Annotated in this window: 9 protein-coding genes; 6 read left to right on the forward strand and 3 right to left on the reverse strand. The window is 73.3% G+C overall.

The features are described from left to right. Positions 1-8: 8 nt before the first annotated feature. Positions 9-959 (forward strand): bifunctional riboflavin kinase/FAD synthetase, encoded by a 951-nt coding sequence (locus tag ABZ374_RS01185; protein ID WP_360304759.1) that lies wholly within the window; start codon positions 9-11, stop codon positions 957-959. Positions 960-1,054: 95 nt separating this feature from the next. Here the strand turns inward: ABZ374_RS01185 and ABZ374_RS01190 are convergent, their stop codons facing one another. From ABZ374_RS01190 to eccE, 3 genes are all read right to left on the reverse strand, one after another. Then, complete coding sequence (locus ABZ374_RS01190) at positions 1,055-4,819, reverse strand: AAA family ATPase (protein ID WP_360304761.1); 3,765 nt, start codon at positions 4,817-4,819, stop codon at positions 1,055-1,057. Positions 4,820-5,005: 186 nt separating this feature from the next. Beyond that, entirely contained in the window at positions 5,006-5,848 is an 843-nt protein-coding gene (locus ABZ374_RS01195) for a hypothetical protein (RefSeq protein ID WP_360304763.1), read from the reverse strand. A 40-nt stretch (positions 5,849-5,888) separates the two neighbouring features. Continuing rightward, positions 5,889-7,169 (reverse strand): type VII secretion protein EccE, encoded by a 1,281-nt coding sequence (eccE, locus tag ABZ374_RS01200; protein WP_360304765.1) that lies wholly within the window; start codon positions 7,167-7,169, stop codon positions 5,889-5,891. 168 nt (positions 7,170-7,337) lie between these two features. On the opposite strand from eccE, the gene eccB reads away from it, so the two are divergent. The 5 genes from eccB to ABZ374_RS01225 all read left to right on the forward strand — a co-directional run bounded on the left by eccB (position 7,338) and on the right by ABZ374_RS01225 (position 11,903). Next, positions 7,338-8,816, forward strand: coding sequence for a type VII secretion protein EccB (eccB, locus tag ABZ374_RS01205; RefSeq protein ID WP_360304767.1), 1,479 nt, complete (start codon positions 7,338-7,340; stop codon positions 8,814-8,816). A 287-nt stretch (positions 8,817-9,103) separates the two neighbouring features. Then, positions 9,104-9,409 carry a WXG100 family type VII secretion target gene (locus tag ABZ374_RS01210; RefSeq protein WP_360304769.1) on the forward strand — a complete coding sequence of 102 codons (306 nt, stop codon included), beginning with the start codon at positions 9,104-9,106 and terminating at the stop codon, positions 9,407-9,409. Between the two features lie 100 nt (positions 9,410-9,509). Further along, on the forward strand, positions 9,510-9,797 hold the full coding sequence (locus ABZ374_RS01215; protein ID WP_355536648.1) for a WXG100 family type VII secretion target: 288 nt from the start codon (positions 9,510-9,512) through the stop codon (positions 9,795-9,797). A 359-nt stretch (positions 9,798-10,156) separates the two neighbouring features. Then, positions 10,157-11,308, forward strand: a complete 1,152-nt coding sequence (mycP, locus tag ABZ374_RS01220; RefSeq protein ID WP_360304771.1) for a type VII secretion-associated serine protease mycosin — start codon at positions 10,157-10,159, stop codon at positions 11,306-11,308. 205 nt (positions 11,309-11,513) lie between these two features. Then, positions 11,514-11,903, forward strand: coding sequence for a hypothetical protein (locus ABZ374_RS01225; RefSeq protein ID WP_360304773.1), 390 nt, complete (start codon positions 11,514-11,516; stop codon positions 11,901-11,903). Positions 11,904-11,911 lie beyond the last annotated feature (8 nt).

Genomic DNA, 11,911 nt, shown 5'->3' on the forward strand with positions numbered 1-11,911 from the left:
CGGTTACGGTGCAGCGTTGGCGGGGCTTGGAGGACGTCCCCAGCGATTGGGGACGCTCCGTCGTCACGATCGGGTCCTATGACGGTGTGCATCGCGGACACCAACGGACGATCGGCCGGGCGGTCGCGATCGGTCACGAGCGCGGGCTGCCGGTGGTCGTGGTCATGTTCGACCCGCACCCCAGCGAGGTGGTCCGACCGGGCAGTCACCCCCCGCTGCTCACGCCGCACCACCGGCGCGCGCAGCTCATGGCGGACCTGGGTGTGGACGCGGTGCTGGTGCTCCCGTTCACGCTCGAATTCTCTCGGCAGAGCGCGGTCGACTTCGTGCGGCAGGTCCTGCTGGACACGCTGCACGCGGCCGTCGTGGTCGAGGGGCGCAATTTCCGATTCGGCCACAAGGCGACGGGCAACGTCGCGCTCTTGGAGGAGTTGGGCGTGGCGAACGACTTCACCGTCGTCGAGCCGGAGCTGTTCGTCTCCGGCGAGGTGACCTTCTCGTCCACCGTGGTCCGGGCCCGGGTCGCCGAGGGCGACGTCGCGGGTGCGGCCGAGCTGCTCGGTCGCCCGCATCGGGTCGAGGGCGTGGTGGTGCGCGGCGATCAGCGCGGCCGCGAACTCGGCTACCCGACGGCCAACCTGGAGGTGCTCCCGTACACGGCGATCCCGGCCGACGGGGTGTACGCGGGCTGGCTGGTGATCGAGGGCGAGCGCTTGCCCGCGGCGATCTCGATCGGTACCAACCCGACCTTCGACGGCACCGAGCGGCGGGTCGAGGCGTACGCGCTGGACCGGACCGACCTCGACCTGTACGGGATGCACGTCGCGGTGGACTTCCTGGAGTACCTGCGCGGGACCGAGCGCTTCGACTCGATCGACGACCTGCTGGAACACATGGCCCGCGACGTCAAGCGCGCGCGTGAGCTGATCGACGCGGCGGACCTGGGCCCGACGGGCTGAACCGGCGCCGCGCGGCCCGGTCGCCGCGCCGCCTTCGCTTCGCGACGGATGTGCCAAGGGCCGCCCCGGAATCTCCGGGGCGGCCCTTCGGCGTGTCAGCCCTGTCGCGGTGGTTGCCAGTCGCCGGGTGGGGGCTGCTGGTAGTACGGCTGCTGGGGCTGCGGTTGTTGTGGGTGGGGCTGTTGGTGGGGGTGCTGTTGTGGCTGGTGCTGCGGCGGCTGCTGCTGGGGGTACGGCTGCTGTTGCGGGTATGGCTGGGCCTGCTGCGGTTGGCCGTAGTAGGGCTGTTGTAGCGGTGGTTGCTGCTGTGGTTGCTGGTACTGGGGCTGCCACTGCTGCTGGTCGGCCGGCGGCTGGGTGCGGTGGAAGTCCTCGGCGACCAGCGCGGCCAGCTCGAAGTACGCCTCGCGGGTCTTGGGCCGCATCATGTCCAGGTCCAACTCCGCGCCCGCCGACAGGTGTTCGTCGAACGGGACGACCACGACCGCACGGCAGCGGGTCTCGAAGTGGGCCACGATGTCCTCGGTCTTGACCATCTTGCCGGTCTCGCGGACACCCGAGATCACCGTGATGCTGTTCGCGACCAGGTCGGCGTAGCCGTGCGCGACCAGCCAGTCGAGCGTGGTGCTGGCGCTGGTCGCGCCGTCCACGCTGGGCGTGCTGATCACGATCAACTGGTGGGCCAGGTCGAGCACACCGCGCATCGCGCTGTAGAGCAGTCCGGTGCCCGAGTCGGTCAGGATGATCGGGTACTGCTTGCCCAGCAGATCGATCACCGAGCGGTAGTCCTCGTCGTTGAACGTCGTCGACACCGCCGGGTCCACGTCGTTGGCCAGGATCTCCAGGCCGCTGGAGGACTGTGAGGTGAACCGCCGGATGTCCATGTAACTGTGCACGTGGGCCATCGAGTTGACCAGGTCGCGGATGGTCGCGCCGGTCTCCCGGCGGACCCGGCGACCGAGCGTGCCGGCGTCCGGGTTGGCGTCGATCGCGATCACCCGGTCCTGCCGCTCGGTGGCGAGCGTCGAGCCGAGCGCGGTGGTCGTCGTGGTCTTGCCCACGCCGCCCTTGAGGCTGATCACCGCGATCCGGTAGCAGCCCAGGACGGGCGTGCGGATCCGCTCCAGGCGTTCGGCCCGGCGCGCGTCGGCGGACTTGCCGCCGAGCCGGAAGCGCGGGGTCTGCCGGCGCGGTTGCGGTTGCTTGCGCAGCAGTCGGTCGCTGGTCAGCTCGACGGCGGCGGTGTAGCCGAGCGGCGCGCCGCCGACGGTTCGGGCGGGGGCGCCGCCGCCGTCGGGGGACCAGGACTGCGGTTGTTGGCTGCCCTGGGGCGGGGTGCCCGGGGCGTACGGCTGCGCGGGGTCGTACGGGTTGGGCTGCTCGGGGGCGCGGTCGGCCGGTGTGGGCGGCCCGGGCTGCCGGGTCTGGTGTTGCGGGGCTCCCGGCTGCGGGGCCTGGGCCTGGTGGGGCGGGGCCGGTTGCGCGTGCGGGCCGGGGGCGCCGTGGGGGGGCGTGCCCGGCTGGTACGGCGACTGCGGGTCGGGGCCGGCGGGCGGTTGGCCGTACGGGTTGTGCTGCGGGGCGGGTGCGCCCTGCGGCGGGGTGCCCTGGGCGTACTGCTCGGGGCGGCCGTAGGGGGCGCCCTGGGCGTGCGGCGGTTCCTGGCCCTGGGGGCCGGGTCGGCCGTACGGCGCCTGGCCCGGGCGGCCGTCGGCGGGCGGGGCCTGGGCGTACGGGTGGTGCGCCTGGTTGGGGTCGGGCTGCGGGTAGGGCGCGGGGGCCTGCGGGCCGGGGGCGCCGTGCGGCGGGGTGCCCGGCCGGTACGGGTCCGGGGCCTGCTGGTACGGGCCGGGCGCCTGGGCGTACGGCGGTTGGCCGCCCTGCTGCTCGGGCGGGCCGGCGGGGGCGTTGTTGCCGCCGAACGCGCGCCGCATCCACGAGCGTTCGTCCTGCGGGGGCGGCGCGGGCGACTGCTGCTGCGGAGGCGCGAGCGGCTCGCCGCTGGGCGGCGGCAGTGGTGCTCCGGCCGGCGGCGGGGCGCCGGTGCCCCAGGCCTCGCCGTGCGCGGGGGCCGTGCCGGACCAGCCCGGGGGCGGCATGGGCGAGCCCTGCGGCGGGGTCGTCGGGCGCGGCGGGGCGCCGGTCGGCATGGGGTATTGGCCGGGGCCGGGGGGCGGCGCCTGCTGCGGGACGCCGGGCGGCGGGGCCATGTCGTCGGTGATCGGCGCCATCAGCCGAGTGGCCGGGTCGGGCAGCGGGGCGCCCTGGGCCTGGCCGGGGTAGGGCTGCGGTTGCTGCCGGTCCGGGCCCGGGGGTGGGCCGCCCTGGTACGGCGGTTGGCCGGGCTGCGGCGGCGCGGGCTGCTGTCCGTACGGCGGTTGGCCGACGGGGGGCGGCGGTTGCCGGTCCGCGGGGGCCTGGCCCGGAGGCGGGTACGGCCGGTCGTCGGCCGGCTGCGGGGCGGCGGCCGAGGGGGCCTGCGCGGCGGGCTGCGGCTCGGCGGTGCGGATCTCGGGCGGGCCGGACGGGTCGCCGGTCGGGTGGTGGGTGGGGTCGTACGGCACGGGCGTCGGTGGTGCGTCGGCGGCCGGCGCGTACTGGTCGTACCCCGGCGGCTCGGGGGCGGGCCGCTGCTGTGGCGCGGGGCCGCCGGCCGCCTCGACGGGCGGGGTACCGGGTGCCTCGGGGGCCGGTCCGGCGGCGGACAGGCCGGGGATCGGGGTGCCGCCGGCGGGGGTGGTGGGCACGTCGTGCGGGTCGAACGGCGCGTCCTGGGGCGCGTCGGCCCGGTCGGTGGGCGCGGCGGGCTCGGAGTCGGGCCCGGGGCCGGCGTCGTGCGGCGGCTGCTCGGCGGGCGCGGCGTCGTGCGGCCGGGAGGCGGGCGGGGTCTGCTCGGCCTGCTCGGCGTGATCCGGGCCGCGGTGGTCCGACTCGGCGGTCGGCGTGGTCGGTTCGCCGACCTCGCGTGGATCGGCGGCGGGGCGACCCTGGTCGAACGAGGGCGGCACGACCATGGTCGGCTCGCCCGGGGTGAAGGGCGGCTCGGCGTCCGTCCCCCGGTTCGGCTCGAACGAGGGCGGCACGACCATCGTCGGCTCGCCCGGCGTGAACGGCGGCGGACCGGCCGGGTCGTCGGTGGGGCGGCCCTGATCGACGGAAGGCGGCGCGACCACGGTCGGCTCGCCGGGGGTGAACGCCGGGTCCGCGGCGGCCGGCGGGCCGGCGGGGGGCTGTTCGGCCGACGGCGTGCCGTACGGCAGCGGCGCCGAGGGCTCCGGCGGGGTGAACTGCGGCGGTACCACGGTGGTCGGGTCACCCGGGGGCGGGCCGAATCCGCTCGGCGCGCCGTCGGGCGCGGTACCCGGCTGCCCGGGGTCGTACGGAGACTGCGCGTCGCCCGGGCGCGATGCGGCGTGATCGACCCCGTAGGGCTCGGCCGCGGGTCGGTGCGTCGCGGGCGGCTCGGCCGGCGGCGTGCCGTAACCGGGCGGGGCCTGCGCCGGGCGGGCCGGCGGCACCGACGCCCGGCCGGGCTCTCCCGGGCCGGAGCCGTACGGACCCGGGGCGGCGCCGGTCGGCCCACCCGGGCCGGGCCCGGTCCCGTACGGCAGCGGTGCGGGCGGCTCGGGCGTCCGCGCGGGAGGCACCAGCGTCGCGTCGTCGCTGCCGTAGCGGGGCGCCGCCGGCACCTGGGCACCCTGCCGAGGGGGTGCGGGCGCGCCCACTCCGGACGGTGGTGGCGCGGGCGCGCCGCCGTCCTGGTGCGTGTACCACGAGGGCATGGTGAAGTCGGGTCCCGACCACTCCTCTTCCTCGTCGGTCCCCGGCTCGATGGGTGCGCCGTCCTGCTCGCTGCTCACGGTGTGGTCCTTCCGATCGTCCGGAGGCGGCTCGGCTCGGATCACACGGCGCCGCGCCGTCCGCCGTACCTCGACCGGAGTCGAGGCTGCCCCCTACACGAGTCTCACAGCGTAGTCAGCGGTGTCGGCAACCGTCGCCGGTCCGTCCGCCTGTTCGCGCGGAGCCGGTGTCGCGACCGCGCTCGGTCAGTCCATCCGCCGCGGCGGGCCGAGCAGGCCGACCTCGGCCTGAGTGGGCGTCAGCAATACGTACTTCCGGGCCTTCCTGGTACTCCACAGGGTCAGTTCGTCGGCGAGGGTGGGCAGCGCGGCCTCGTCCTCGCCGGGCAGGGACAACACCGACGAGGCGGCCTGCGCCTCGATCGGGGAGACCCGCTGGATGCCGACCAGGCCCGCGCCCACGCCGATCCGCTGCCGGGCCTGCGCCGGGTCCAGGAACGGCAGCAGGGTCAGCGTGGTCTGCCACGCCGCCGGCGCGAGCCGATTGCGCGGCGGGCGGGCGCCGCAGTCGCGGATGACCAGGACCGGGCTGCCGGCGGTGGGGCCCTGCGGGCCGAGCCGGCCCACCTGATGCACCGTCACGCACGGCTGGGCGCCGCCCGCGGCCTGGGCCATCGCGGACCACAACTGCGGACGACCGGACTCGATCGCGACCCGCGCGCCGATCGCCGCCGCCCGCAGCGCGATGATCTGCACCACGTAGGCACCGCCGACGAACGCGACGTCCAACGCCTCGGGCCGGAACAGGCCGAGCACCGCCGGATTGCGCTCGGGGTCGACCCCGATCACCACGCCGTCGTCGCCCACCGGCAGACCCAGGGCGGGCAACTGGGCGGCGGTCAGCAGGTGCCGTTCGTGCCGGGGCCCGACCAGTCGGGCCAGGCCCTTGCGCCGCGAGGGCGGCGGCACGGGAGTGCCCGAACCGGGGGTCGGGTTCGGCGTGGGGGCGGGCGGCGGGTTCGGGTTGCGGTTGTTGCCACGCCCGTTCGGGGCCCGGCGTCGGCCCCGGCCGGTGTTGGTGGTGCTCACTGGTCGATCCTCCCCGTACGTAGGCACCTGTGCCGGTTCGTCACGACAGGCCACCGAGCGGCAGGGTGGCCAGCAGGGCCGGTTGCTGCTCCCAGTCGAGTCGGGTCAGGCCGATCTTCTCGGCTCGGGCCCGGCGTTCCAACTGCCTTGTCACGTCCGCGAGTTCGCTGCCCGAGCGGGCGGCGATCCGGACGTGTGTGGTGAGCGCGGTGGTGCCGCCCACGCCGTGCGTGGCGGTCAACGCGAAGGTGGTGGCGATTGCCGGTGTCGCGGTCAGCGCGCCCACCAGGTCGGAGGTGCGGCCCTGGGTCAGTTGCGGCCAGCGGTTGGCCCAGTAGGTGGTGTGCCACCGGTCGTCGCAGCGCCAGGCCCGCTTGGACTCGGTGGTGCGCCGGCCGCCGCGCCCGTACTGGCGGGTGGTGCGGTTCACGCTGCACGAGGTGGCCAGCGCCTGGATCAGCTCGGCTTCCTCCAGGGCACGGGCGTCGAAGCCCGCACCGGTCAGGTTGCCGGCGAGTTGGTTGACCGCGCGCAGCAACGCCCGCTGGGCCCCCTCCTCGCCGCCACCGCGGGCGGCGACCGCTCCGGCACACAGCTCGGGCTCGAAGCGCAGCGCGATCCAGGTCAGCCGCAGCGCCGGCACGTCGTGCAGCCCCTGCTCGACGAGTTGGCGATACGACCGGGTGGCCAGCGCCTCCTCGGGCAGGTGGGTGGCCGGCGCGGGCTGGGTGTGCTGGACCACCTGGACCGAGGCCAGCGTCACGTCGTCGACGTCGAGCGTGCTCACGATCGTGGGCAGTGGCAGCGGTCGTTGCGCCCGGGTGGGGCGCAGCGGTTCGTCGCGCGAGGTGACCAACAGCACGGCGGTGAGGAAGGTGCCGTCGCCGATCAGGCCGATCGAGCGGCGGTCGCGGTCGGTGACCGAACTCGTCGCCAGCTGCGGTGCGCACTCCAGCACCGGGACCAGGACCGGATCCGCGTCGTCCGGGACGGCCGGCATCCGGTGCCGGCGGCGGAAGTCGAACACGATCGGCAACCACTGCACGAGCCAGCGCCCGCGCAGCCGCACCAGGGCGGGCGCCACGAGCAGGACCGCGAGGGCGCCCAGGCCGATCAACACCGCCGGATTGGTGGCCAGTCCGATCGCGACCAGCAGTACTCCGAGTTGGATCAACACGATCTGCTGGACCAGGACGCCGCCGATCCGGCCGGCGCGCGGGTGCACGCGCAGCACGGCACGCTGCGGCGGTGGTGGTGACGTCCCGTCGGGTGTGGGTGGGCGGGTCTGCCGATGCGTCCCTACCGGCGCGGGTGCGGCCACGTTTGTAGATCCCCCATGCTCACGACTTGTCCCCGTATGCCGTCGCCCGGCTGTCACGGCGGGTGCGGCACACCGTACGGTACGGGCCCGGGGGTTTGCCCGCGACCCTGTGGCCGCGTCGGTGATAGAACCTTCAGCCGGAGCGCACGGTCGATCACGGGGAGAACGATGGCATCGCGCCGCGAGCAACTTGAGGCGTACATCTTCGCGCGCCGCCGCATGGTGGCGGCGTTCCTGCAACCGGCGCCGGGTGGTGGCACCGAGGAGAACGCGCCCAAACCGATGCGCATGGTCACGCCGAGCATCGTGGTCGCGATGCTGGTGCTGGTCGGGTTCGGGGTGGTCGGGCTGATCAAGCCCGGGACGCCGCCGGGTTGGAAGGACAAGAGCAGCCTGATCGTGGGCCGCGACTCGGCGAGCCGGTACGTCTTCCTCGACGGCAAGCTGCACCCGGTGCTCAACATCGCCTCCGGGCGACTGCTGCTCGACCCGGGCAAGTTCAAGGTCAACATGGTCCCGGAGAAGCAGCTCAACAGCGTGAGTCACGGTGCGCCGCTGGGCATTCCGAACGCGCCGGACCGGCTGCCCACGGCCAAGGAGGTCAAGGAGCGCAAGTCCTGGACCGTGTGCGAGCGGCCGGCCGTCGGCAAGGACGGCAGGCCCGACCCGGCCGGCGAGCCGCAGCGCAGCGTGTTCATCGGCGCGTCCGCGGCGGACGGGGGGCTGCGGCAGGGCGAGGCGCTGTTCGTCCAGGACCGGACCCAGCACAAGTACCTGGTCTACCAGGGCAAGCGCTACCGGGTGGACGCGCCGACGGTGATCGTCGCGCTGAACCTGATCGGGATACCCGCGCAATCGGTCGGCGACGCGTGGCTGGCGACGCTGATCGACGGCGGCACCATCGACCACCCGATGCCGGCCGACTACGGCAAGGCGACCCAACTGCCGCTGGATCGGCAGTACAACAAGGTCGGCATCGTGCTGCGCGCCGAGGGCAGTGCCCAGCGGCAGAACTACGTGGTCACCAAGGAGGGCGTGATGCCGGTCAGCGAGCTGACCGCCGTGCTGTTGACCACGAACCCCCGGGCGCGGGAGGCGTACGGGAACATCCAGCCCGTCGCGTTCCCGGTCAACATCGGCACGCTCGGCGGCGCTGTGGTGCAGGACCGCACGTTCGCCGCGGACAAGGGCTGGCCGGAGATCCCGCCGACGCCGATGAACCGGGTGGAGCGCAACGACCTGGAGTTGCCGCGCAACGTGGTGTGCAACACGTTCTCCGGCGAGTGGCGCGGCAATCAGCCGGTGACCAGCCAGTCCGCCGGGATCCGGCCGCCGGAGCAACTGGTCGACGGCATGGGCGGCGTGTGGGTCAAGCCCGGTGCGGGGGCGCTGTATCGCGAGGTGACCGGCACGCCCGACGAGGGTGGTCCGACCTACCTGGTGGCCGACTCCGGGCTGCGCTACCGGGTGCCCGAGGAGGCGCAGGCCGGCGGCGCGCCGGCCGGTTCGAACCAGGAGAGCGAAGCGAAGCAGCGCCTGGGCTACAAGGGCGTGGAAGTGCGGGCGTTGCCCCGGGCGTGGTCCGAACTGGTCTCGCGGGGCCCGCAATTGAGTACGGCCGATGCGAAGAAGCCACAGGGTTCCTGAGCCGGGGTGCGGGAGTTGGGGTAGCGTCGGGTGGGTCGTGAGTGGTGACGACTTTCGACCCCGAGACACCGGAAGGCACCAGTGCAGACCGGCACATTGCACAAGGCCGCAGTGGTATCGACCGGGTCAAGGTTCCGTAACCATGCGTAGGGCGTCGCTTGGGTGGCGTCCCGGGTTGCGGTTAGAGTTCCCACGACGTCGCAACGGTGACGTTGGTGCGGGGGCACCCGACACGGGTGACACGAGCCTTCCCTCGCGCACGTCTGTCTCATGGGGGATGGTGAAACATGGCAGGTGAAGCGTTCAAGATCACTCCGCAGATGTTGGCGGAGTTGTCGAAGAAGGTTCAGGGCGTGGCGACCGACCTCGAAGCGGCCATCCAGGAGATGAACCGCAAGGTCGACGCGATCGAGGGTCAGTGGCAGGGCGCTGCCCGGACCCAGTTCGACCCGCTGCAGGAGCAGGCCGTGCAGAAGGCGCTCGGCGTCAAGCGCGCTCTTGATGCCATTTCCGGGGCCATGGGCCACAACGCCAACTCGTACGACCAGACCGAGACGACCGTGTCCGGCAACATCTCGAAGTTGATGTTCTGACCGAGGTTCGCCTCTCGGTCGCAGGCGGTCGTACTCGCTCTCGTACTGCTCGGGGCGATGCCCCGGTCGCAAGCCGGTCATCCGACACTGGGGAGAAAGCATGTCGCAGGTAGTTGTCACTTTTGCTGCGCTCGAACAGGCCGCAGCCGATATTCGTGCCCTCAACGCTCGTCTCGCCGACATGCAGTCGGGCCTGAAGCGGGACATCGCGCCGGTCACCGAGTCGTGGTCCGGTGACGCTCGCGAGGGTTACCTCGTGCAGCAGGCGAGCTGGGACCAGAACGCGCAGGGTCTGCAGGACGCGCTCAACGGCATCGCCGACGGCCTGATGCGTGCGGCCGACGCGTACCGCCAGACCGAGGCGTCCAACGCCAAGATGTGGCACTGACACCGGGAATTCCGGGGGCACCGGCGATCCGTCCCGGCGTGGTGGCGCTCGTTCGACAGCGCCACCGACGTGGTTTCGGTATCGGCGACAGCGGTATCGGCCCGGGGGCAGTCGCCGGGTCGGCGGCCGGTGCCATCGTTGTGACGCGGTGAGAGGAGGCGGGCCGGTGCCCGCCTCCTCCCGCGTCCGTCATCGGTCTCACGGGGGCCGGGACACCTACACGACAGACCTGGCCGGCCCGGGAGTCCGGGCCCGGCCCGGTGGTGATCCGGAAGGCGAACGAACCGATGCGACCCGTGCGGCGACGGTGGGCGGCACCTCTTCTCGCGTTTGGCCTGCTGCTGCCGGCGGGGTCGGCGGTGGTCGGTGCAGGGCCGGCGGACACCGGCCTGCTCGCGGGCAGTGATTGCCAATATCCGTCCAAGCCGATGCCCGGCAAGCCGTGGTCGCTGCAACGCGTCCTGCTCGACGAGCTGTGGCAGAAGTCCACCGGCAAGGGCGTCACGGTCGCGGTGATCGACAGCGGGATCGACGACGACAACCCGCAGTTGGGTCCGGCGATCGTGCCCGGCAAGGACTTCTTCAACGACAAGGCCAACGGCACCGACGACACCAACGGCCACGGCACGATGGCCGCGGGCATCATCGCGGCCCGCCCGGGCAGCCGACTGACCCCGGCGATCGACACCGGCTTCGTGGGTCTGGCGCCGGAGGCGATGTTGTTGCCGATCCGGCAGAACGGCGGCGACGACGCGACGAAGGGCAACGAGGACAGCCTGGCCGCGGCGATCGACTACGCGGTGGCGGGCGGCGCCACGGTGATCAACATTTCGCAGGACACCGTGGGCGGCCAGGAGCCGGGCGTCAAGCTGCGCGACGCGGTGCAGCGCGCGATCGCCAAGCAGGTGGTCGTGGTCGCCGCCGCGGGCAACTCCGGCGACAAGGACAACCTCGACTCGTGGCCGGCGAAGTATCCCGGCGTCCTGGGCGTCGGCGCCTCCGACCGCAACAACGAGCGGGCGCCGTTCTCGCAGAACAAGCCGTACGTGGGCGTGTTGGCCCCCGGCGTGGACATGTGGTCGACGGTGCCCAAGGGCGGCCACTGCCGCGGTGACGGCACCTCCTTCGCGACCCCGTACGTGGCCGCGGTCGCGGCGCTGATCCGCTCGGCACACCCGAACTACACCGCGGCCCAGGTGATCACGCTGATCGAACAGACCGCGCAGCGCGGCGCCCCGGGCCACACGGTCGGCGTCGGCTGGGGGGTGGTCGACCCGCTGCGGGCCCTCAACTCCACGGTGGTCCCCGCGTTCGCCCCGGTCCCGGACCCCCAGGTCGACCGCAGCACCGAACTCGTCAACGTCGCCCCGCTGGCCCACGGCCCCACCCGCGCCGACCGCGACCGCCGCCAAGCCTCGGTCGTCCTGTTCCTGGCCATCGGCCTCACCATCGTCGTCACCTGCACCGCCACCGTCATCCGCGACGCCCGCAGGCGCCGCGCGTCCGGCTGACGCATCACCGCACACCGACGCAACCGTTCGGCGGGCAGGTCGGTCACCGCGACGGCGCGTCGACGAGTCGTCGTTTCGGCGAGGCCGGTGAGGCTTCGTCGAGGATCTCGCCAGAGCAGCTGGGGGAAACGTGTCAGAGGGCATACCCGATACCAACCTGAGTCGTATCGCCTTTCCCGATCAGTCGCCGAAGAGCGACCCGCCCGTGGCACCGCCCGGTTCCCGGCAGCCCGCGGCCGGCCCACCGAACCCGCCTCCGGGTGTTCCGCCGATCCAGGATCCCGGCGGCTCGTTCGACGTGCCCGGCCGGACGTATGTGGAAGCGGACGCATTGACCCGCCTGGCCGGCACGGCCGACGGTTTCCAGGGCGAGATCCTCAAGATCAACCGGGACGCCGACGCCACCGCGCAAACGGCAGCCGGCGGGTTGGAGGGTTTCACGATGCAGGCGGCGCTACGCGAGTTGGCCCACGACTGGCCTTTGCAGGCAGCCTCCGCCGCGGCCCAGTTCACCCTGGCGGCGGAAGCCCTGCGCGCCAATGCCGACCGGTACCGGCACACGGAGCACGTCAACACCAACCTGTTCGGCTCCTGAGGAGAAGC

The organism is Embleya sp. NPDC005971, from assembly GCF_040629175.1.
Lineage (GTDB): Bacteria > Actinomycetota > Actinomycetes > Streptomycetales > Streptomycetaceae > Embleya.